Below are 22,036 nucleotides of genomic sequence, written 5' to 3'. Positions count from 1 at the left end.
CGCTGTCGCCGCGCTCAGCGACCCGTGAGGCGGCTGATGCTGGCGTCAAAATATTTGCCCACTCCGTATTCGCCCCGGCGAAAAAAGAGCCGCGGCTCAGGCCCGATGATCTGCATCTCGCGGTTTCTGGACTGCATGTCCAGCGCGATGCGCATTTCCTTGGTGCAGCCCGTGGAATAGGTGGAATCCTTGCCGGACCAGGCCGGAGGCACCTTGCGCCCCAGCAGGGCGAAGCTTTCCTCAATGTCCTCCACAGTCTGAAAGCGCCATACGTCAATAAGGCCGCTGCGTTGAACCCGCTCCCACATGAACATCAGATCGTCCCCGTCCATGCCCTCCACAAAATGTTCCGCCGGGTTGATAATCAAAATATTATCCATTTTTTTTCGCAAATTGTCCACAAATGCCCGCGCCAGCGATATGGCGACGCTGGTCTGACCGGGAATGCTGCCGATGACGCAGCTGTAAAACATGACGGAGCGGCCCTGACTGTGGGCCGCGCGCATTGTTTTAATAATGGCGTCGGCCTGGGCCGCGATGGCTTCTTCGCTGAATTTGCGCGCCCCCGGCGCGTGCGGCCGCAGCTCTATGCGGAAACCGCTTTCACTCTGCCAGTAACAAACAATGTCACGGGTAAATTCATGGCTGGCGCCCAGAAAAATATCCGCCGCGCGCCAGCCCTTGCACAACACTACGTCGGCCTCTTTCCAGGCGCGGGAAAACGTCACGGACACCCGGTACAGATTCAGGCGTTCGCGCGTGCCGTCGTCAATGATCACCATGCGGTGCTCGCGCAAATGCCGCAACAGGTCATTCTTGCCGATCTGGCTTTCGCGCAGCACAATGCCGCCGCGCAGCCAGCGCTCCAGCTCGGGGTCGCTTTCCATGTCGTCGATGGTTGGCGCGAAGAAATAAAAACCGGCCTTTACCGCGCAAATGACCTTGTGCCCCATGCGAATCAAGCTGTGCAGCATGGCCAGGTCAAAAAGAACGCCTCCGTCGGCGTCACAAAGAAAGAGTATGGTGGACGGGCAAAGGGAATCCTGGAAATATTCGCGCAGGGGCGCGGTCGCCCGCTCGGCCTCTCGCATGGCCCGGCGGATTTCCTGCGCTGAAGGCAGTTGTTCCTGCCAGTCCTTGGCCATGGCCGAGAGGCAGAAAAAGCGGGCCAGCTCCAGGCTGTTGAGCAGGCGGCGCGCGTCGCGCATATTCGCGGGCAGTTTGTCCTCGGGCATGACTTCCAGATTATTCCTGATGCTGGGCGATTCCAGCATTTCCCGCTGACGCAGGGTGGAGGCGCGGCGGCGTTCGCGCCAGGGGTCGCCCAGGCTGAAACTTTGCGCCAGCACCAGGTCAGTCATCCGCTTGACCAGACGCGACGGTATCAGCGTGCCCTGAGCCACATACTGCAGAAAGCGATAACGGCAGAAATGCAGTATGCGGGCGCGCTCCGTGCGATTCCGCACCATGAAGCGTATCAGACGCATGATGATCCGCCAGGCGCGATTGTATTGCGCCTGAAGCTTTTGGGGACGACCGTTCACGTTCAGCATGGCAAACGTGGCGTCGGAACAGGGCAGATACACCTGGTCATCATCCAGCTGCACCATGAAGGCCAGCTGTTCCGGGCTGGCAATGATATCTGGATTCATCCGATAGGCCAGGTTGTTGTCCATCAGCATGCTGTACAGCCATGCGTCGAAGCGGACATTCCGCCCCAACCGGATGTCCCGCACGCGCGCGGGCGTTTTGAATTCTTTCATGCCTTCTCCGCATTCTCGCCGGAAGCCCGCTCAAGCGCAAAGCCGCGCGTGCGCAGGCGCTCGAAAAAGGAAAGTTCACCCCCCATGAAACGCACCGCCGCGGGCGCGCCGGTGACTTCCACCAGATCGCCGACCTCCAACTGCTGCCCCTCCTGTCCGTCCACCGTGATGTAGCAGTCAGTGGAGCCGGGTTCGATACGCATGCAAAAAACCGTCGCGCCCGGAAAGACCATGGGGGAAATAGTATTCAGAAAAGGGCAGATGGGCGTCAGGCCCACGGCGTTCATGCCCGGATAGAGCAAAGGGCCCCCCGCCGAAACGCTGTAGCCCGAGCTGCCCACCGGTGTGGAAAGAATAACGCCGTCGCTGCGCAAAAGCCCCATGCATTGCCCGTTCACGCTGATATTCACGCAGACCAGACGTGAAAGCGAACCGCGGCTTAAAACCACATCATTCACGGCGACTCCGCCGGCCTCCAGCCTGCCGCCGCGCATGAGCTTCCAGCGCAGGGCCAGACAGGCGCGCAAGGGCAGATCGCCTCTGAGGCAGGCCGCCAGGCGCTCTTTCCACTGTTCGGGCTGCGCGTCGGTCAAAAAACCCACCCGGCCGAAGTTAATGCCAAACAGAGGCACGGGGCGTCCCGCCAGGCGGCGGGCCACTCCCAGCATTGTGCCGTCGCCGCCGAGCACAATTACAAAATCAAGTTCTTCACCATAGGCCGCCTCACCGCCTCCGGCCTCGATCAGCGTCGCCACATGGCCGCGCATGCGCAGCCATTGCAGAATTTCGCAGCCAAGCTTCCAGGCTCGTTCATGGCGAACCTTGCAGACCAGAAGCACATGCCGACAGACTGTATTTTGCATGAGCGGAACTTACGTTATCAGGGCTGTGACCGCAAGCCCGCGATTCAGGCCGCTTGTCAGTCGCGCCTCTTTGGCATACATAGGGGCAACCGAAACCGAACGGCGTTTGCACTTCGCCAAGGCCAAACCGCATGAAAGACTCTGCTCTGGAGATCATAGCCCGGCATGCGCGGGACGGCGCGCAACTGCGCGAGGAATTTTTCCGCGCACAGGCTTCCAGTCTGCGCGACGCCGCCCTGCGCGCGGCCCTCTGCCTGGCCCGCGGGGGCAAGATTCTGCTCTGCGGCAACGGCGGCAGCGCCGCCGACGCGCAACATCTGGCCGCCGAATTCGTGAACCGTTTTCTTACCGAGCGCCCCGCCTTGCCGGCCATTGCCCTGAGCACGGACACATCGGCCCTGACCGCCATCGGCAATGACCTGGACTTCAGCCAGGTTTTCGCCCGCCAGGTGGAAGCGCTGGGGCGCAGAGGCGATCTGCTGCTGGGCATTTCCACCTCCGGCAACAGCGCCAACGTGCTGGCGGCCCTGCGCGCCGCCCGGTCGGCGGGTCTGTTCACCGTGGGCTTCACGGGTCAGGGCGGCGGCGAAATGGCCGCGTTTTGTCACATTCTGCTGGAGGCGCCCTCCGGGCATACCCCGCTCGTTCAAGAGCTGCACATTGCCGCCGGGCATCTTTTCTGTCAGCTCACCGATTATTATCTGTTTGAGAATGTTGCGGCGCTCACGCCGTATTTGCAATCAGACCCGGAACACAAGGATTGACCATGCCCATTTACGAGTACAGCTGCGAAAAATGCGGCCATGAATTTGAAGAGCTGGTTTTTGACGACGCCGCGCCCGCCTGTCCCCATTGCGGTTCGCGCGAGACGCGCAAGCTTATGTCCCGTTGCGCTCACTGCGCGGGCGGCGACGGCGGCGAATATGCCGCGACGTCCTCCGGCGGAGGCGGCGGAGGCGGCTGCGCCGGATGTTCCGGCGGCAATTGCGCCAGTTGCGGGCACTAGTTCAGCCTTTATGACGCCGCTGACCGGGCAACCGGTTTTTTCGGGCAAAGGGCCGCAAAGCAGACATTGCCCCAAGCCGTATCGGCATACCGCTTGGTCAATTTTCGCTTTGCAGCGCCATTGCCCTGAAAAGAATGTTTCGCGGCAGGTCGATTGCAGGGATTGAGCCTCTGCGACCGCCCCCTGGCCGGACAGGCCGGGCGCGGATTTTCTCTTCACGCTCCACAACACATAGGAAGCCATGCGCAAGCATCTCGTCATCGCCACTCGCGGCAGTCGTCTGGCTCTCTGGCAGGCCGGGCACGTCAAAAGCCGTCTGGAAGCCCTTGACCCGGAACTCGCGGTTTCGCTCAACGTCATCAAGACCAGGGGGGACATCATTCTGGATGTCCCCCTGTCCAAGGTGGGCGGCAAGGGCCTGTTCGTCAAGGAAATTGAAGAGGCCCTGCTGGACGGGCGGGCGGATCTGGCCGTGCACAGCATCAAGGATGTGCCCATGATTCTGCCCGATGGGCTGATTCTGGGTTGCGTGCCGCCGCGCGAAACATGCACGGACTGCTTCCTTTCTTTCACCCACGCCGCTGTGGACGCCCTGCCCCGGGGCGCGCATGTGGGTACCAGCAGCCTGCGGCGTCAGGCCCAGTTGCTGGCCCTGCGGCCGGACCTTCGCATTTCCAGCCTGCGCGGCAATGTGGATACGCGTCTGCGCAAATTGCAGGATGGCGACTACGACGCCATCATTCTGGCCTCCGCCGGGCTCAAGCGATTGGGACTCAGCGCCCCGTACATGACGCCTCTGGCCCCGGAGTTTTTTCTGCCCGCTGTTGGCCAGGGCGCGCTGGGCATTGAGTGCCGCGAGGACAATTATGATCTGCTCGTCCATCTGGCCAGTCTGGAAGACCGCGCCACCCGCGTCTGTGTGGACGCCGAGCGTGGTTTTCTGGCCGGGCTGGAAGGGGGCTGCCAGGTTCCCATTGCCGGGCATGCCCGCCTTGTGGATGACGAAACCGTCAGCCTGGAAGGTCTTGTGGCCGAAGTTGACGGCAGCCTGATTTTACGCGCCGTAAAGACCGGCAACGCGGTGGACGCCCGCGCCCTGGGCCTGAGCCTGGCCCGCGAGCTGCTTGACAGGGGCGCACGCTCCATTCTGGCAAAACTTTACCAGCAACAGTAAGAAAACAAGAATCAAGCAATCATGCCAAGCATCGCACCCCTGCCCACATCCCGGCTGCACGCCACCTTTGACCCTGACCGCATCCCCTGGGAAGACAGCCGGGCGATTCCCCTGCCGCGCAGCGGCAACGGCCGCAGAAACCCCTTCCAGCCCCGGGCCATGCAGGCTCTGAATCTGGCCCTGCACATCCGCGCGAGCGGCTACAACGTCTATCTTTCCGGCGAGGCGGATCTCGGACGCAGCTATATGCTTCTGTCCTATTTGCGGCCCCATGCGCGCAAGGCGGCCACGCCGCCGGATCTGGTCTATGTGCAGAACTTCGCCGACCCGGATCGCCCGAGCCTGCTTGCCCTGCCCGCCGGGCAGGGCAAAAAGTTCAAGCAGTCCCTGAAGGAAACGCTGGAAAACATCGGCAAAGAGCTGGCCCGGCGTTTTGAGGCCAGCGCCTATGTCAAGCAGCGTGCCAAGCTTGTGGATCAGTTTCAGAGCATTCGCATGGGCCTCTTGCACAAGATGAATTCCGTGGCCGTGGACAAGGGATTCAATCTGGACATGGATGAAAACGGCGGCCTGACTCTGTACCCGCTGGTGGAAGGCAAGCGCCTGAGTGAAGAGGAATTTGAGCGCCTGGACAATACGGTGCGCCTCAACCTCAAGCGGCGGGGCGACAGCCTGGTGCAGGCTATGGCGGGCTTCATGCGCCAGTTGAACAAGGCGGAGGAATCTTTTCACGACGATGAGCGCGATCTGGAGCGCCAGGCCATGGGTCAGGTGCTGGACGTCCTGCTTACGCCGGCGCAGCAACGCATTCTGAAGGCCTGCCCCGCGCCGGGCCTGCCGGAATATTTCACGGCGCTGCGCGAGGACATTCTTAAAAACACAGAGTCATTCCTGCCGCGCGACGGCGGCATGCAAGGCGCGTCCGGCGGCGACGGGCACACGCCTCAGCCCACGGAGAACATTTTTTACCGCTACGAGGTCAATCTGCTGGTGGACAACAGTGGACTGAGCGGCGCGCCCATTGTGGTGGAAGACCACCCCACGGCGGTCAACCTGCTGGGCTGCGTGGAGCGCGAATCCGAAATGGGCGCGCTGGTCACGGACTTCACCCTGATCAAGGCCGGCAGCCTGCACAAGGCCAACGGCGGTTTTCTGGTGCTGCACATTGATGATCTGCTCCAGCACCCCAATGCCTGGGAAGGTCTGCTGCGCGCGCTGCGCTCCAATCAGGCGCGCATTGAAGACGCGGGCGACACGCCTGACATGGCCATCCGCACCAAGGGCATCACGCCCGAACCGCTGGCTCTGAGCCTCAAGGTGGTGCTGATCGGCGGCGAAGAACCGTACGAAACCCTGCTGGTCAACGACGACCGCTTTGCCAAGCTTTTCCGCATCAAGGCTCATATGGCCGATGTGACGGAGCGCACCGCAGAGAACATTCGCATTTATCTGAGTCACATTGCCAGAATCATTGATGAAAACAAGCTGCCGCCCTTTGATCGCACGGCCCTGGCCTGGCTTGTGGACCTTGGTTCACACCTCTGTGAGGATCAGCGCCGCCTTTCTCTCAAGTTTCCGTTGCTGCGTGAACTGATGATCGAAGCCGCGGCCCTGGCCGAGATGCGCCAGCTGTCCCTGGTCAGCGCCGCCATTCTGGAAGAAGCCTATGCCGCGCGCACCTACCGCGCCAATCTGGTGGAAGAAATATTCATGGAGGAATATGACCGGGAAATGATCAAGGTGCGCACCTCCGGTTCCGCCGTGGGCCAGGTCAACGGCCTTTCGGTCACCTGGCACGGAGATTTCGAGTTTGGCCTGCCGCATCGCATCTCCTGCACTGTGGGCGTGGGGCATGAGGGCATCATCGACCTGGAGCGCGAGGCCGAACTGGGCGGTCCCATCCACACCAAGGCCATGATGATTCTGAAAAGCTATCTCACGGATCTTTTTGCCCGTAAAAAGCCTCTGGTGCTCTCCGGTTCGCTCTATTTTGAGCAGAGCTACGCGGGCATTGAAGGCGATTCGGCGTCGGGCGCGGAACTGGCGGCCCTGCTTTCGGCCCTGGCAGACGCGCCGGTACGTCTGGATCTGGCCTTCACCGGCGCGGTGAGCCACTCCGGCCAAATCATGGCTGTGGGCGGCGTGACGCGCAAGATTGAGGGTTTTTACAAGGTCTGCGCCCGTCACGGACTCACTGGCTCGCAGGGCGTCATCATTCCCCGCGACAATGTGGATCATCTCATGCTTTCGCCTGACGTGCTGGCGGCAGTGGAAAAAAAACAGTTCGCCATCTACCCCGTACGCCGCATCGAAGAGGCCCTGAGCCTGCTTACCGGCCTGCCCGCCGGGCGACGACATAAAAATGGCGGCTTCACCCCCGGCAGTCTGTATGATCTGGTGGACAGACGCCTGGAACGCCTGGGCGATTATGCCCAAAACGCCTTCCGGCGGCCCCGTAAGGGCTGACAGAGCTTCCTTTATTGACTTTGCCCCTTCGCGACGGTAAAGAGGTTTCGCCTTTCCATACTTCAAGCCCGGCCCTGTTCCGGCGCAGCAAAAAATTATGAATAAAAGCAAAAAAGAAGCCTTGCTCCAGGCGGCCAAAGAGCTTTTTGGCGAATGCGGCTATGTGGAAACCACATTCAAAAAAATTTCCGACCGCGCCGGCGTAGCCCTGGGTCTTCTGACCCACCACTACGGCAACAAGGAAAAACTCTTTCTTGCCTCTGGCCTGGATGTGCTGGAACATTTTCTGATCAAGCTGCGCGAAGCCACGGCGGGCGCGACCACGGGCTTTGACGCGGTGATGCGCTACTGCAAAGCATATCTTGATTTTTCCATTGATAAAGATTCCAACTGGCTGGTGCTGGTGCGCTGCTCTCCGTACAGCGACATGAAAACCAAGACGGATCGCGACCTGATGGATTCCATGTTCTCGCAGGTTCACCAGTTGCTGGAAACGCTCATCGCGCGTGGCGTCAGTGACGGCAGTCTGGTCAAGGTGGACAGCAAGGCCACGGCGCAGATAATCATTTCACTGATGGTCGGGGCCAACCGCACCCAGGTGCTGACCCCCTATGCCTTGCCCACGCTGTACAGTGATGTGCTGGACTTTGTGGCCCGCGCCATCAAAGCCTGATCCTTTCTGTCTTTCCCCGTCCGTATGGATTGACAGCCCGCCCTCCGGCGGTTATGGATGGTTCATGAGCGCACGCCTGACACTTCTTTTTTTTCGATATTACGCCGCCAGAGTCAGCCGCTGATCCCGGTTCGGTTGCGTCGCCGTTTTTAGAGGGCATGCAATAATGGTTCATACCGCCGATCACAGGGATTGGCGGTTTTTTTATGTCCGGCGTTATGTCCGAAGGAGGCCCCATGGATATTCTCTCCACTCTTTTGCTGGCCGACACGGCAGTGCGCATAGCCATATTGTCCCTGGGCGGGGCCTTGCTGCTGTCTCTGGTCGCCCTGAGCCGTCAGGCCCGTCGCCGGAGCTGACCATGCTGCTCGACGCTCTGATCTGGATAGCTTACATTGCCGTTTTTGTCTGGCTGGCCCGCAAGGGGCGGGGACATGACGTTCTGAGCACGGGTCGCGTGGGTTTCAGCATCCAGGCTTTCGCCTATGTGGCAACCTATATTTCGGCTGTGGCCCTGGTGGGCTTTGGCGGTCTGGCGTATGTCTACGGTCTGCAAATGCTTCTGGTGGCGGCTGGCAACGTCTGGCTGGGCACCTGGATTGTTTACCGTTTTCTGGCCTGGCCCACCCGACTCTGCCAGCGCAATCTTCAGGCGCGCACCCCTACCCAGTTGCTGGCCAAAGGGCATAAGAGCCCCTTTCTGGGCAAGGCCCTGGCGCTCCTCTTCTCAACATTCCTGGGGGTTTACGCTTCAGCGGTGGTCAAGGGCGCGGCTTTGCTGCTGGCGCAAATTCTGCCCCTGCCGGTCTGGTTGCTGATCTGGCTGGTGGCTCTGTTGGTGGGCTTTGCCGTTTTTGTGGGTGGCCTGCGCGGCGTGCTCTACACCGAGGCCATGCAGGGTTTCGTCATGCTGGCGGGCATATGCATGCTGGTCTGGGCCGTGTTCGGCAGAGTGGGCGGCCCTCTCCAGGGCATTGCCGATCTGGCCGCGCTGGCTCCCACGGCCAGGGCCAACGAAGGCTTTCTCGCGCTTTCCAGCGGCGAGCAGGGCTGGTTCATCATTTCCCTGGTCGTGGTGACTTCCATTGCGGTATGGGCCCAGCCGCAAATGATCCAGCGCCATTTTGCCCTCAATTCGGCCAGGCAGGTCAACCGCATCACCCCCCTGGCCATGCTGGTGCTCACGCTGCTTGTGGGCGGCGCTTACTTTGTGGCCTCGCTTTCGCGCCTGATTCTGCCGGAAGTGGCCTCGCCGGACGACGTAATGCCCACGCTGGTCAAAATGCTGCTGCCCAATGTGGGTCTGCAAATCTTTGTTCTGGCCATTGTGTCAGCCTCCCTGTCCACAGCCACGGCCATTTTTCATATCGCCGTCTCCGCCATTGCCGAAGATTTGCCGGGGCGCAAGGCTTCACGCCCCATGTGGCTGCTGGGTATCGCCTTCTGCGTGCTGCTTTCCGGCGGCTGCGCCCAGATCAAGGGGCAGCTTATCGCCCTGCTCTGCACCACAAGCTGGAGTATAGTGGGGGCAACTGTGCTGGTGGCCTATGTGGCCCTTGTGCGTTTCGGCCAGCGCAGTTCCCTAGCCGCGTGGATAAGCTGCTGCGCCGGCTTTGCAAGCTGCATGCTCTGGTACCTGCTGGCGCACAAAAGTTTCGCCGTCGCGCCCTTGCTCTGGGAACAGGCCGCGCTGATCCCGCCCTTTTTTGTCGGCTTCGCTTTTTCTCTGGCGGGCTGGTTGCTGGGCTGGGCTCTGGACAAGGAAGGCCGCAAAAATTCCTCCTTCTGGCCCGCGACCAACGCCTGATCCTTGTCTCGCAATAAACGGACAGAAAAGGAATCCCCGGCAAGGAATCCCCGGCTGTGTGATATGCCCTCAAGGTGGACAAGGTGAAAAAGCTCCCTAGCGGGAGGTTCCCCATGCGAAAAACGCTTCGCAAAGCAGGGCGCTCAAAAATTTTCGCTCAGAGGCGAGCTAGCCGGCTCGCCTGCGCTCCATATCCTGACGCGGAGGCGCGCCAAAAAGCCGTTTGTACTCTCTTGTGAACTGTGAGCCGCTTTCATAACCCACAGCCAGTGCCGCTGACATAGCGTCATGGTTTTCCACAAGCATCAGACGTTCCGCTTCATGAAGCCTCAGGCGTTTCTGGAACTGAAGGGGGCTCAGGCCAGTAACCCGCCTGAAGCAACGGTTGAACGTGGAGGGAGCCATGTGGGCCATGTCAGCCAGATTCTCAATGCGGAGGGATGCCTTATAATTGGCGCGAAGCCATGAAATCGCCCGGCGTATCTGGTATGCCCGCGTTCCAGATGTGCTGAAAAGCCGCAGTTGCGCCCCAAGACTGCCTGACAGGATAAAAAAATGAATTTCGCGCATGATCATGGGCGCAAAAAACGGGATGCGCTCAGGCGATTCCAGCAAATTCAGCAGTCTTCTGAACGCGTCCAGCAGTTCAGGATTCGCGTCCATGACTCCTATGGGAGAGGACGACGCGGGATTTGCTTCGGACAGAGTGGGCATTTCAGCAAAAAGGTGGGAAATGATCTGGTTATCAAGCCTAACTGACAAAGACAAAAACGGCACCTCCCTGGTAGCGCCGTCAATCTGAAAAATGCCGGGCACATCAATGCCCAGCACTACGCATTGCCCTTTCCCATAATTTGTTTCCCTGTCGCCGTAAAAAGAACGTTTAAAGCCCTGCGCCACAAAAGCGAGCATGGGGGAACACAGGCACCTCTCCGGTGAAGTTGCATCATCATATCTGGTAAGGGTCAAACCTGCCACAGATGTTTCCAGTCTGCCCTGCGCCGGCAAGAGACGAAGAATCTGTGTCTTTATCATGTCAGTTAATGAATTGAAATCAGCGCACTGCATCATGAAATCTCCTGAAATTGAACACTCCGCCGACTGCTCCAGGGGTAATGTTTCAACAGGTTGTTCACCCTCCTTCAATCCGGCAAAACTGGAAGAGGCGAGCAACAGCGCGCCGGAAAGAGAAAGAATGGACAGGCGCAAGACTGCCAGACTTGCGGCCAGAGGTCGAGAAGAAATGGCGCGCAGCTTGGGCCGAAATCTGTCGCGCCGGGTATGGCCTGTGCATACGCGCTGACGAAAAATGGAAGCGTCGTTATGCTGAATGAGGCGCCGGGCGCTCGCTGACGCCAGCTCACGGCCAGAACAATGTCGGTGCGACCTGAAGGGAGGAGGCCTCCCAAATTTTTATAGCCTGCGTAAGGAACGCAAGACCAGGGACGAGATGGCGCTTCCCCTTGGGCTATCCAATGCCGCGGCGCGGAGTTCCGGGCGTTGCGCGAGCCGCTTGTCAGCCCTCCGGTCGCCCATAGCGCCACCCGCGAAAAACCTGCGCCTTCTTCAGAGAACAAGGGAACCCGCATGCGAAAAGGCTTCCGGCCCCAGGGGCCGGAAGCCTTGAACCATAACGGCGGGAAAAACTACGCCTCGTCGCTCAATCGACGGAAGCTTTTTTTGCCGGCTCCGCAAACCGGGCAGCGCCAGTCATCGGGAAGATCCTCAAATCTTGTTCCGGCGGGAATCTTATGACGCTTGTCGCCCCGGTCGGAATCATACATATAACCGCAATTGACCATCTGGCAGCGCCAAATATTCTTTGAATCAGCCATATGGATCTCAGTTTCAGGCGCTGGCACCGGTGACGAAGCCCTTGGACGGGCCCGTGTCGGAAGGCGTGCCGGCAATCTTGGCCAGATAGGTGTCGCCCAGGGTCTTGATGTGCCCGGCGGTGTTTTCATAGTAGTCCAGGTGCGCCTGCTCTTCGTCAATAATCCGCTCAAACAGGCGGGCGGTGATTTTGTCGCCCGCGTCCTCACAGACCTTGATAAACTGATTGTAGGCTTCAATGGTGGCATCTTCGCGGCCAGCGTCGTTCTCATAAATGGCCAGAACGGCTTCGCCGGTTTTCACATTGCCGTCTTTCTGGGTTGTGGGCTCGCCGCCCAGTTGCTTGATGCGCTCGGCGAAACTTTCGGCATGGCGCATTTCGTCAATGGCGATCAGCTTCATATTGGCGGCAAGCTCGCCGTAATCCTTGTCGTCCAGGCTGTAATGCTGGTTCATATACTGGTGGACAGCAAACAGCTCCATGCTGCGGGCCTTGTTGAGCACTTCTATGACTTTTTCCTTGCGATTCTTTTTATTGACTGCCATGTCATGACTCCTTGGCGGTTTGAATGCATCAAATCATAAGTTGAATCTGTTTACACAAAATACAAGCCAACGCCAAGCCCTCGGGGAAAAATTTCCCCGGAGGAAAAAGCGCGGCCATTCCCTAAACTGCTACTGCACATCATGCAGACGGCCCGCGCATTCATCGCAGATGCCGTCAAATTCGATGCGCGATCCCACAATGGAAGAAAAGCCCTCCACTGCAATGTCATCCACAGGGGGCGCGGCCAAAGGCCGCATCACGTCGCCAATGCGACCGCAGTGCAGGCAGCGCACATGCTGATGCCAGGACATATCCCCGTCAAAGCGCTTGGTGGAGCCGGCCGCCTCCAGCCGACGTATTTCGCCGCTATCGGCCAGGAAGTCAAGATTGCGATACACAGTGCCCAGACTGATGCGCGGCAGTCTCTCCCGCACAATGCTGTAAAGCTCATCCGCCGTGGGGTGGCTCTTGGTTTTGCGTAATTCTTCTAAAATCACGGCACGTTGCCGTGTCATTCTTGTCTGAACTTGCGCCATGACAGCCTCCATAATTCAATAAAGATTACTTTTACCGAAGAAAGCTGTCAAGCCCTGGATTCATCTCGCGCAAAGGTCCTTCACAATGCCGTCGGCCGCACCTAACACAGCGCAGATTTTTGCAAAGTTAAAGTTCAGCAACGCGCCCGCATGGGCGCATTGCATACGGGTACACAGCGTTTGCATCTCGCCCGGCAACCGTTGGAGAACTGTGCAAGTCTTCATCAGCCAGACGCAGATGCCGGGCAGCGAAACGCTTTCCCGGCATTTTTCTTTTCTATACGCCTGCCATGCCACATCACAATTCCGCGCCACGGAGCCACAAAATTCAAAGAAAATATTGCATAAAATTGATAAATATTCAAACAGTATCCATAAAACCTATTTTATCAAACTACATCTCTATGAGAGAAAAATTTTGAGATTATTGCTCAAAGAATGATAAAATATCTTCTCTTTGCCCGTCCACATGAAATCTGGCAAAGAGAGATATTGTGAAATCAATCATTCGCCTGGAGTATGCCAGTTTTGCCGGCGGGCCGCCCAGCCCCGCCTGACGGCGCGCTCAATGCGCCTCGCGACGCAGCAATTCCAGACCGGCCTGAGCCGCACCCCACAAGCCGCTGTTTTTATTTTCAATAAGATAAACCGGCACGGAACGGATCAGGGCGGCGAAATGTGGCGTTGTGTACAGCTCTTCCAGAAAGTAGTCGCTTGTGACGCTGAGGGGGTTGCGGCTGGCGATGCCGCCGGCGATCCACAGGCCGCGGCGACATAAGGTGGTCAAAATCCAGTTGCGGCAAGCCCTGGCGTAAAAACGCGAATACCAGCGCAGGGTCGGAGTGTCCTGGCTAAGGGCGCGTTCGCCCACTTCGCGAGCTTCCAGATTTTCGCCGCTGAGGTAACGATGCAGAAGCGACAGCCCCTTACCGGTGAGAATGTCGTCGCCGCGCGCAAAAGGATAGCCCAGTTCCGCGCAAACAAAGCGGTGAAAGTCATTTTCCTCATCGCCCACAAAGGGAAAGGAAACATGCCCGCCTTCAGCGGGCACCGGCAGCCAACCGCCGCGCCCGTCGTGAATCAGGGAGGCCGTGCCCAGGCCGGTGCCCGCGCCCAGCACGGCCCGGCTGGCCGTGGCCGGCATTTCCGCCTCGTTGACGGGGCTGACCACGCAACGCGCCTGTTCCCCCATTTCTGTCAGACAGCCATAGGCCTCGGCGATAAAATCATTGATGACCCGGTAGCGGGCGACGCCGTAACGGCGCTTCAGATTAGTGAAATCCACCTTCAGGACGCCATTGGTCAGCTTGCCGCGCAGGTCGTCCCTGACCGGTCCGGCCAGGGCCAGCACAAGAGCGTCCGCCGCGCGCAGGGGCTTTTCCAGCTCACGCTCCAAGGCTGCCAGCACCATATCCGTATCCCGCAAACCGGCGGACTTGATCCAGGCCGCCCGCTCAAGGCTGATACGGCCTTCAGCCAGGCTGAAGGAGGCGAAACGGCAGTTGGTTCCGCCGATATCGGCGGCAAAAATGCGTTGCATGGCCCCTCCCGGCGAGCGAAGCCCGCCAAACGCCAAAGCCGGCTTCAGGCTTTTTCCGCGCCCATCCGGCGCACCAGACTGGTGGTGCTGCACCCCTCCACCAGCCGGGCCAGGTGCACACGCCCGCCATACGCACGCACCAGATCAGCGCCCACCACGGTTTCAACAGTATAGTCGCCGCCCTTAACCAGCACATCGGGACGCACCCGGCGGATCAGCTCCAGAGGCGTATCCTCGTCAAAAAGAACCACCGCGTCCACTCCCCGCAAGGCGGCCAGCAGCAGCGCGCGGCTTTGCTCATTTTGTATGGGCCGGTCGGCCCCCTTGAGACGGCGCACCGAAGCGTCGCTGTTCAGGCCCACCACCAGGCGGTCGCCCAAGGCCGCGCATTGGCGAATCAGGGAAATATGGCCAGGATGGAGCAGATCAAAACAGCCGTTGGTGAAAACAATGCTTTCGTTTCTGCGTCGCCACTCCTCCAGCTTTTCCAGCAGGGCGGAACCGCCGTAAAGTTTGGGATTGTCGGCATTTTCGCGCAACGCCTGGTTCAGCTCAGCCAGAGACACGGGCGCGGTGCCCATCTTGCCCACGGCCACGCCGGCCGCAAGATTGGCCACACGGGCGCTTTCCTTCCAGTCCAGCCCCTTGGCAACACAGGCCGCCAGGACGGCAATGACCGTATCGCCCGCGCCGGAAACATCGGCCACTTCGCGCACGGCTGCCCGGATATAGCACGGCGGTTCGCCCTCGGCGAACAGGGCCATGCCCTTGGGCCCGCGCGTAAGCAGAATGCGCTCCAGATCATACTGTTCGCGCAGGCGGGCGGCCAGCGTCTCGCGCTCTTGCTGATCCGGCGCATCTCCGGCCTCCAGGCCGCAGGCCAGCGCGAACTCGGCGCTGTTGGGCGTCACGCACTGCGCCCCGGCGTAGCGCCGCCATTGCCCGCCCTTGGGGTCCACCAGCACGGGGATGCCGCGTTGGCGGGCCGCCGCCATGGCCGACGCGCACAGGCTGCCGCTTGCGCCGTCGTCCAGCAGAACGCCCTTGCCGTAATCAGACAGCACCACCGCGCCGCAGGCGGGAAGAAGCTCGAGAATTTTTGCGCGCAAATCCGCGTGCTCCTCCGGACGCGGCGGCGCGACAAACTCTTCATCAAGGCGAAGCAACTGCTGCCCCTGGGCAATAATTCTGGTTTTGCTCGTGGTGCTCCTGGCGGCGGCATACGCCAGGCAGTCGTCAATGCCTTCCGCGGCCAACTCCCGTCGCAGGCCTTCACCGGCCTCATCCCGGCCGGCCAGGCCAACAAGAACGGCCTGAAGGCCCAGACGGGCCAGATTGCGGGCCACATTGGCCGCGCCGCCCGGCGCGGTCCAACGCTTGCGCACGCACGCCACGGGCACCGGCGCTTCAGGAGAAATGCGCCTGACCTGGCCGGCAATGTAGCGATCAAGCATCACATCGCCCACCACCAGCACGCGCGCGCCCGTAAAGTCCATGAATATTCCCTTTTCGTGTTCGCTGAAATGCGTACAACGCCGGCTCAGGCCGTGCGGATGGCCCGGCTGAAAAGCCTGCCGAAACGGCTCTCATTTTCCTGCGCGTCCAGCAGAGCGTGGATGCGCGTTCGGGCCGCATCGCCCAAGCGACGGCGTTCCTCAGGCTGCGCGGCGAGACTCTTCAGAGCATGGGCCAGGGCGGTCGCATCATTCTGAGGCGTCACCAGACCGCTTTTTTCGTCTTCCACGGCTTCCGTCAGGCCCGGCAGGTCACTGACCACCACCGCCAGGCCGAAGGCCATGGCTTCAGCCAGAGCCGAGGGCAGGCCGTCCGCATCGCCCTGCCCGGTTTTGCGGCCCGGCGACACAAAAATGTCGGCTTTTCTGTAAACATCAGCCATATTCTCGTGTGGAATCTGACCGGCAAAATCCACCATTCCGCGCAGGCCGAGACGCCAGGCAAGCCAGCGCAGGCGCAGACGCTCCGGCCCCTGGCCCACAATCTTCAGTCTGAAGTCCAGCCCCCCCGCGCGCAGTTGCGCACAGGCCCGCAGCAGAAGATCATAGCCCTTGCGCGCGCGGATGGCGCCCACGGCCAAAATCTGCAAAGGCTGCTCCCCCTGCTGGACGCCGGGCGGCAGGGGCATGTCCGTATCGTCATCGGGCGGGGTCAGGGTCAGGGGGTCACGCAGGAGAATCAGCCTGTCTTCCGGCAATTCCGGCAGCAACTCGCGCACAGCCTGGAGCGTGGCTCTCGTATCGCAGCGCACAAAGAGCGCCTGCGCCGCCTTGACGGCCCAGTCTTTGCCCGGACGCGCCAAATCCTGCGCGCGCACGGAAAAGGCAAAAGGCAGCCCCAGCAGACGCGCGGCCACCCAACTGGCCGTGGCCTCGCAGTGGGCGCCGGCGGCGTACAGAAATTCGATTTTCTCCTCCAGGCTCCAACGGGCCAGCAAGGCTCCGCAGCCAAAAGCCCAAAGATGGCCCGGCAAGTCCCGGCCCCAACGGGACCGTACGGGCAAATCGCGCCAGAGTTCCCACATGGAATGGGACGAACCGCGCAACTGGCGGAACAGGGCCGCGCAGGCGGAGAAAAAATGCCACAAGCCGATGCGGCGCACGGCCAGGGGCAGAGCATAGCCTTCCGGATTGCCCAGCAGACCGCTGCCCCGGATGGCGTAAATGCGCGACAGCAGGCCCGCTGCGTGCAGACGGTGGGCCTCTTCCATCAGGTTCTGGCCCGACGCCTCGGGAAAACGCTCGGCCACCAGCGCGCCGCGCACCACGGGCGGCGCGGGCTGCAGGAGCGTTTGCGTCTCATGCTCCGAAAGCGGCGGCGGCTCACGGCGGCGACAGTGCAGGATGCCGTCCTCCAGAGTGTATATGCTGTCACAGTATTCCGCCATCTTAGGGTCATGCGTGACCATGACCATGGACACGCCGCCGGTATGGCAGAGCGTGCAGAAGTTTTCCATGATCAGCCGGCTGGTGCGGGCGTCCAGCGCGCCGGTGGGCTCGTCGGCCAGTAGAATGCGCGGGTTGTTGACCATAGCCCTGGCAATGGCCACGCGCTGCTGTTCGCCGCCCGACAGGCGGTTGCTGCGATAATGCACTCTGGCGGAAAGGCGCACCAGTTCCAGAGCGCGGATCACCCTCTCCCAGCGTTCCTGCGGCGGTATGCCTTCATAAATCAGAGGAAATTCAACATTTTCAAACACCGTGGAGTGCTCGAAAAGGTTGCTGGACTGCATGACAAAGCCCATGTTGCCGCGACGAAAGGCCGCCGTCTGCTCGCGATTGAACACAAGGACATCCGTGCCGAGAATATTCAGAGAGCCGGCGTCAGGCGCGTGCAGCATGCCCAGAATGTGCAGCATGGTAGACTTGCCGCACCCTGAGGGGCCCATGATGGCCACAAGCTCGCCGGCTTGCACCTCAATGTTCACGCCGCGCAGCACCGGCGCGAATCCGGCGTAACATTTATATAAATCCTTGGCGACGATAACCGGAGCCATGCTTCACCTTTTATTCAAAGCGCAGGGCGGAGACCACGTCCATGCGGCTGGCCTGAAGGGCCGGATACAAACCGCCGGCCACACCGATAAGGGCAGAAAAAACAATGCTGCCCAGGCTGCTGGCGACCAACAGGGGGTAGGATATGCCCGTGCCCAATGACCACGCGCCCACCTCCACCAGGAACACGCCCACAATAATGCCCAATATGCCGCCGGCCACGGATTTGCACAGGGCTTCCGCCAGAAACTGGGCCAGAATATCCGCATCGGAACCGCCCATGGCCTTTTTGAGGCCCACTTCGCGGGTGCGGGCGCGCACCGCGGCGAAGGTGCCGTACCAGATGCCGAAACCGCCCAGCATCAGGGACGCGGCAATGCCCAGCCAGAGCAGAGCTTCCACCCACATGAAGGTGGTTTTGATGCGTTCAAGCTGCTCATCCTGAGTGCGTACCACCAGATAAGGCGCGGCCTGATGCTCACGCGCCACTTCCGGAATCATCCGAACCAGGGGCGGCACGTCTTCCCAGCCGATGGCCCGGATAAACAGGCGCGTCACCTTGCCGCCGGCCCAGTTGCGATCCATCATGGTGGTGTAGGGCAAAAAGCCCCCTTGCCTCCAACTGCCCAGCATCACGCCGCTGACCACGCCCACCACTTCAAAGACGTCTTTTTCCAGAAACAGCAGCTTGCCCAGGGCGCTGTCCGGGTCGCCATACAGATTGTACGCCGCCTCACTCCCCAGCATGCAGACGCGGCGGTGGCGCTCCGTGTCGTCCGCGCTGAAAAGACGCCCGGCTACCAGGGTCAGGGAGTAGACCTCGGCGAAGTGCTGATCCACACCGATAAAGTCCACATGCATGGAGCGTTCGCCTTCGCCGCGCAGCGTAAACACCTTGCCGCCTCGCAGATTGCGGCTGACCAGGCCCACGCCCGGCAGAGCGCGCAAAGCGTCCACGGTTTCAGGGTAGAATTCGCGCTGGGGCTGGCCGGGATACTGCTGGTCGTCCATGTAGACCTGGATGACGTTGACCCCGCCCATGAGCACCATATCCTGGCCCACTTTATACCGTATTTCGCGGCCCAGCACGGAAAGCGCGATAAAAGCGGTAATGCCCAGGGCGATGGACAATATCACCCCGAAACCGCGCTGGCGCACAACCTGCCGAAGGCTGACGCGAAAAAGGTCGGACATGGCGATCATACTGCGACTACCATAAGCAAAAGACGTAAAAAGCCGCCCCGCGCGGGGATCTCGTTCCGCCGCCGGCGGGCATCAGTTTATCCGGCATATTTTTACTCCGGGCCGGGATAAGTGTCAAAAGGAGCCTCTCCACTGTGATGGCCTCAGCCCCGCCGTATGTTGAGCACGGTTCCGCCCCGCCCCACAGTGTAAACCCTGTCCCGCCAGACAATCACCCTGGCGGGAACGCTGCGCAGGTACACCAGCACAAACATGCCCGCCGCGCAGCCAAAAGCCCACAGCCAACGCCACAGCGGCACAGGCCGGGGCAGAAAATCCCGCCAGGGTCCCAATACGCCGAGCAGCATCGTCAGCCACAGCAGCGCCAGCGACGAGGCCGCCCCGCCGCCCAGGCCCAGCAGGCCGCCAAGCAACGCAAAAGCGGCGCAGAGGGGCGGCAGGGCCATCAGCACGGCCAGCACGCCAAGCAGCAGCCATTGGCCGGGCATGCAGAACTTGAGAAAAAGCACCTGTCGTTCCATCCAGGCCCGCCAGACCGGCAGACTGTGATTTTCGGCTTCAGTGCCCAGCAGCGCGGCGGGGCACAAGCGCACATGCGCGCCCCGGGCTTGCAGCAAAGCGCCCAGAGAGCAGTCGTCCACCACATTGTGCGCCCAGAGTTCAGCCACGCCGTAACGCCCAAAAGCGTCCCGGCTCATGGCCATTGCCCCGCCCCAGGGCTGGGTGAAGGCCGAAAGCCCCTGAAAAAAGCGCATCAGCAGCACGCTGAACGCATAGCCCAAGGTGACCGGACGCTGGTCACGCGGCTCAACAGTATGATAGCCGGTGCTGAAGGCCGCTTCGCCCCTGGCCACCGCCCCCGCAAGACAGCGCGCAAAATCCGGCCGGGCCAGATGGGTGCTGTCGCAGAAAATATAGATGTCGGCCGTGTCGCCCACGGCAGCCACACCTTGCAGGCTGTTATGATTTTTCTGGCCGCAGCCCTCTGCCGGGCCGGCCACCACATGCCGCACAGCGGGAAAATCTTCGCGCAGACGGCGAACCAGTTCCGCCGCCGGTTCTTCCGCCGCGGCCGTCACCAGCACCGGGGTCAGAGACGGATAATCCTGGTTCAGCAAGCTTTTCAGGGCATCGGCCATGCGCGGATGCGCGCCCGCCACCGGAACAATCATGGCGGCCCTGGGCCAGCCGCCCTGAGGCGTGAAACGAGCGGCTGTCCGCTCTTCCTCAGCCTTGCGGATCAGAGCCCGCCCGCAACGCGCCAAAAGATACAGCAGACCGCATTGCGCCAGACCCACGCAAAACCAGAACGCCAGCATTGAATACTCCTGAGCGCTATTCCGGCAGTGGAGCGCAATCTTCAGGCGCAAGCGGCACATCCTGGATGCGCTTGCCCTCAAGCTTGATCTTCATGCCGTTCTTGAGGTTGATTGTGCCTTCCACCCTGTCCGGCGCGCTCAGGCGTCCCCTGAAAGTATGCCCGGAAGAATGAGAGGCCGCCACGGCATTGTCTTTTACGCTGCCGTTAAAGTGGTAAACGTCCACCTGACCGTTGGCAAGACGCAGATGCAGGACGCCCCGCGCCGCGCCCTGGGCGGAAACGCACATGCCCACCCGGAAGGAGGACGTGTACAGAGAGCCTGTCCAAAGCTCCCGCACTTCCACGGGGGCCGCAGGAGGCGAGGCGGCCTCTTCTGCTGCGGGCGGGAGGGCGGCCAGCGCCGGGGCGCGCCAAATGAACCCGGACGACAGCGCCGCCAGACAGACGAGCCGCCGCGCGCGACGAAAAACGGACAGCGCGCTCATGCCGCCCGCTCCCCGCTCCGCCCGGCTGACGCCTGTTGCCGCCAGAGCCGCTCAAACAGGGCTTGATGCGCGTCCACCATAGCCGTGAAGGAAAAATCGCGCTCCACCCGGCTGCGCCCGGCCCGTCCCAGGGCATCCCCGGTCTGGGGGTCGTCCAAGACGCGCAGGCAGTTGCGGGCCAGGGCTTCGGCGTCTCCGACAGGGGACAGAAAACCGTTGGCAGCTTCCTCCACCAGGTGGGGAATGCCGCCCGCCGCCGTGGCGCAAACCGGCAGCCCGCAGCTCATGGCCTCCAGAATGACGTTGGGCTGGCCCTCGCGCACGGAAGCCAGCGCGAACATCCGGGCCGCAGCGTAATGCGCCCGCATGTCCATGCCGCCGGGGAAAAAATCCACCCGCGCGCCCGCCGCGCGGCCTTGCGCCCACTGTTTCAGAGCCGCCTCCTCCGGGCCGTCGCCCACAATACGCAAGCGCGCCTCCGGGCGACTTTGCAGAATCAGATCAAAAGCCCGCAGCAGGGTCAGATGATCCTTGTCGCGCGCCAGACGCGCCACACACAGAATTACCGGCTCACGCGCGGACGGGGGCATTGCGCCAGGGCGGAAAAAATCCACATTCACCCCGTTGGGAATATAGCTCAGATGCGCTTCCGGCACGCCCAGGCCCTGAAGCGTCTGGAACAGGGCCCCGGAATTGCAAACCATGTGCCGGGTCAAACGCCAGAGCCAGCGCTCATGCTGGCGTTTGGGCCCGCCGCCGCCGCGACAGGTGCCCACTATTACCGGCACATGCAGCGCGCGGCCCCAGATACGGCCCCAGATGTTGGGCAGGGCCGTGCAGGGCATCAGAATGTCCGGGGCCGCCCGTCGCAGGGCGGCGGCCAGACGCAGAAAAAACAAGGGGGCAACCCGGCGTGAGGCGCCCATATGCGTCAGGCGAATGCCCGCCTCGCGGGCCGCCTCATCCAGATCAGTGACGCCGGTAAGCGTGAGCATGGCCGGGGAGAATCGCTTGCGGTCCAGACGGCGGGCCAGTTCCAGCGTTTGGCGTTGCGTGCCGCCGAAGCAGAGGTCTTCCATAAGAAAAAGAATATTCAAAGGTCGCGTCATGTGACTCCTGTGAAAGCGCGCCTCGCTGTGGATTCCGCGGTCGCGCTTGTCAGCATACTATGCATTCCGTACGCTTTTGCAAGTCCCGCCCGGCATTGAGACATTCACTTTAGTCATACACCCCCGGCAAAGCCGGGGGCTTGTGCTGTGAGCCGCTCAAAGCGGCGGAATATTTGAGCCGCCTAAAGGCGGCTATTTCAA

General features: G+C 61.1%; 21 protein-coding genes. 8 read left to right on the top strand and 13 right to left on the bottom strand.

Translation table 11 applies throughout. The features are described from left to right. Nucleotides 1-14: 14 nt before the first annotated feature. Both ACQRA4_RS11270 and ACQRA4_RS11265 read right to left on the bottom strand, forming a co-directional pair. Nucleotides 15-1,763, bottom strand: coding sequence for an ARMT1-like domain-containing protein (locus ACQRA4_RS11270; protein ID WP_427823177.1), 1,749 nt, complete (start codon nucleotides 1,761-1,763; stop codon nucleotides 15-17). Beyond that, entirely contained in the window at nucleotides 1,760-2,626 is an 867-nt protein-coding gene (locus ACQRA4_RS11265) for an NAD(+)/NADH kinase (protein ID WP_427823176.1), read from the bottom strand. Before ACQRA4_RS11265 ends, ACQRA4_RS11270 begins: the two co-directional genes overlap by 4 nt. Before the next feature lie 131 nt (nucleotides 2,627-2,757). Here ACQRA4_RS11265 and ACQRA4_RS11260 point away from each other — a divergent pair, with 131 nt between their 5' ends. From ACQRA4_RS11260 to ACQRA4_RS11230, 7 genes are all read left to right on the top strand, one after another. After that, nucleotides 2,758-3,390, top strand: coding sequence for a D-sedoheptulose 7-phosphate isomerase (locus tag ACQRA4_RS11260; protein ID WP_427823175.1), 633 nt, complete (start codon nucleotides 2,758-2,760; stop codon nucleotides 3,388-3,390). A 2-nt stretch (nucleotides 3,391-3,392) separates the two neighbouring features. Next, a complete protein-coding gene (locus ACQRA4_RS11255) occupies nucleotides 3,393-3,632 on the top strand; it encodes an FmdB family zinc ribbon protein (protein ID WP_427823174.1) in 240 nt (79 codons plus the stop codon). A gap of 241 nt (nucleotides 3,633-3,873) precedes the next feature. Beyond that, nucleotides 3,874-4,806, top strand: a complete 933-nt coding sequence (gene hemC, locus ACQRA4_RS11250) for a hydroxymethylbilane synthase (RefSeq protein ID WP_427823173.1) — start codon at nucleotides 3,874-3,876, stop codon at nucleotides 4,804-4,806. Between the two features lie 21 nt (nucleotides 4,807-4,827). Further along, nucleotides 4,828-7,272, top strand: coding sequence for a Lon protease family protein (locus ACQRA4_RS11245; protein ID WP_427823172.1), 2,445 nt, complete (start codon nucleotides 4,828-4,830; stop codon nucleotides 7,270-7,272). A 97-nt stretch (nucleotides 7,273-7,369) separates the two neighbouring features. Next, entirely contained in the window at nucleotides 7,370-7,945 is a 576-nt protein-coding gene (locus ACQRA4_RS11240; RefSeq protein WP_427823171.1) for a TetR/AcrR family transcriptional regulator, read from the top strand. A gap of 236 nt (nucleotides 7,946-8,181) precedes the next feature. Next, nucleotides 8,182-8,304, top strand: a complete 123-nt coding sequence (locus ACQRA4_RS11235) for a hypothetical protein (RefSeq protein WP_427823170.1) — start codon at nucleotides 8,182-8,184, stop codon at nucleotides 8,302-8,304. 2 nt (nucleotides 8,305-8,306) lie between these two features. Beyond that, a complete protein-coding gene (locus tag ACQRA4_RS11230; protein WP_427823169.1) occupies nucleotides 8,307-9,752 on the top strand; it encodes a sodium:solute symporter family protein in 1,446 nt (481 codons plus the stop codon). A 168-nt stretch (nucleotides 9,753-9,920) separates the two neighbouring features. Here ACQRA4_RS11230 and ACQRA4_RS11225 read toward each other — a convergent pair whose 3' ends face one another. The 4 genes from ACQRA4_RS11225 to ACQRA4_RS11210 all read right to left on the bottom strand — a co-directional run bounded on the left by ACQRA4_RS11225 (nucleotide 9,921) and on the right by ACQRA4_RS11210 (nucleotide 12,668). Then, entirely contained in the window at nucleotides 9,921-10,961 is a 1,041-nt protein-coding gene (locus ACQRA4_RS11225; protein ID WP_427823168.1) for an AraC family transcriptional regulator N-terminal domain-containing protein, read from the bottom strand. A 437-nt stretch (nucleotides 10,962-11,398) separates the two neighbouring features. After that, the gene (locus tag ACQRA4_RS11220) at nucleotides 11,399-11,587 is read right to left on the bottom strand and encodes a rubredoxin (protein WP_427823167.1); all 189 of its coding nucleotides are present in this window, start codon (nucleotides 11,585-11,587) and stop codon (nucleotides 11,399-11,401) included. A 13-nt stretch (nucleotides 11,588-11,600) separates the two neighbouring features. Continuing rightward, a complete protein-coding gene (locus tag ACQRA4_RS11215; RefSeq protein WP_427823166.1) occupies nucleotides 11,601-12,131 on the bottom strand; it encodes a bacterioferritin in 531 nt (176 codons plus the stop codon). A 129-nt stretch (nucleotides 12,132-12,260) separates the two neighbouring features. Continuing rightward, a complete protein-coding gene (locus tag ACQRA4_RS11210) occupies nucleotides 12,261-12,668 on the bottom strand; it encodes a Fur family transcriptional regulator (RefSeq protein ID WP_427823165.1) in 408 nt (135 codons plus the stop codon). A gap of 85 nt (nucleotides 12,669-12,753) precedes the next feature. Here ACQRA4_RS11210 and ACQRA4_RS11205 point away from each other — a divergent pair, with 85 nt between their 5' ends. Further along, the gene (locus ACQRA4_RS11205; RefSeq protein ID WP_427823164.1) at nucleotides 12,754-13,110 is read left to right on the top strand and encodes a hypothetical protein; all 357 of its coding nucleotides are present in this window, start codon (nucleotides 12,754-12,756) and stop codon (nucleotides 13,108-13,110) included. Between the two features lie 123 nt (nucleotides 13,111-13,233). Here the strand turns inward: ACQRA4_RS11205 and ACQRA4_RS11200 are convergent, their stop codons facing one another. From ACQRA4_RS11200 to ACQRA4_RS11170, 7 genes are all read right to left on the bottom strand, one after another. After that, nucleotides 13,234-14,208 carry a glucokinase gene (locus ACQRA4_RS11200; protein ID WP_427823163.1) on the bottom strand — a complete coding sequence of 325 codons (975 nt, stop codon included), beginning with the start codon at nucleotides 14,206-14,208 and terminating at the stop codon, nucleotides 13,234-13,236. 44 nt (nucleotides 14,209-14,252) lie between these two features. Next, nucleotides 14,253-15,704, bottom strand: a complete 1,452-nt coding sequence (gene rfaE1 / locus ACQRA4_RS11195) for a D-glycero-beta-D-manno-heptose-7-phosphate kinase (protein WP_427823162.1) — start codon at nucleotides 15,702-15,704, stop codon at nucleotides 14,253-14,255. Between the two features lie 44 nt (nucleotides 15,705-15,748). Continuing rightward, entirely contained in the window at nucleotides 15,749-17,719 is a 1,971-nt protein-coding gene (locus tag ACQRA4_RS11190) for a glycosyltransferase (protein WP_427823161.1), read from the bottom strand. A 10-nt stretch (nucleotides 17,720-17,729) separates the two neighbouring features. Further along, entirely contained in the window at nucleotides 17,730-18,920 is a 1,191-nt protein-coding gene (locus ACQRA4_RS11185; protein ID WP_427823160.1) for an ABC transporter permease, read from the bottom strand. 143 nt (nucleotides 18,921-19,063) lie between these two features. After that, complete coding sequence (locus ACQRA4_RS11180; RefSeq protein ID WP_427823159.1) at nucleotides 19,064-20,239, bottom strand: glycosyltransferase family 2 protein; 1,176 nt, start codon at nucleotides 20,237-20,239, stop codon at nucleotides 19,064-19,066. A gap of 16 nt (nucleotides 20,240-20,255) precedes the next feature. Continuing rightward, on the bottom strand, nucleotides 20,256-20,726 hold the full coding sequence (locus tag ACQRA4_RS11175; protein ID WP_427823158.1) for a hypothetical protein: 471 nt from the start codon (nucleotides 20,724-20,726) through the stop codon (nucleotides 20,256-20,258). After that, nucleotides 20,723-21,835, bottom strand: coding sequence for a glycosyltransferase (locus ACQRA4_RS11170; RefSeq protein ID WP_427823157.1), 1,113 nt, complete (start codon nucleotides 21,833-21,835; stop codon nucleotides 20,723-20,725). The genes ACQRA4_RS11175 and ACQRA4_RS11170 overlap by 4 nt, the downstream gene beginning before the upstream one ends. Nucleotides 21,836-22,036: the final 201 nt, after the last annotated feature.

Source organism: Desulfovibrio sp. SGI.169, assembly GCF_050313595.1.
Lineage (GTDB): Bacteria > Desulfobacterota > Desulfovibrionia > Desulfovibrionales > Desulfovibrionaceae > Desulfovibrio.
This window is presented reverse-complemented; position numbering and strand designations above follow the sequence as displayed.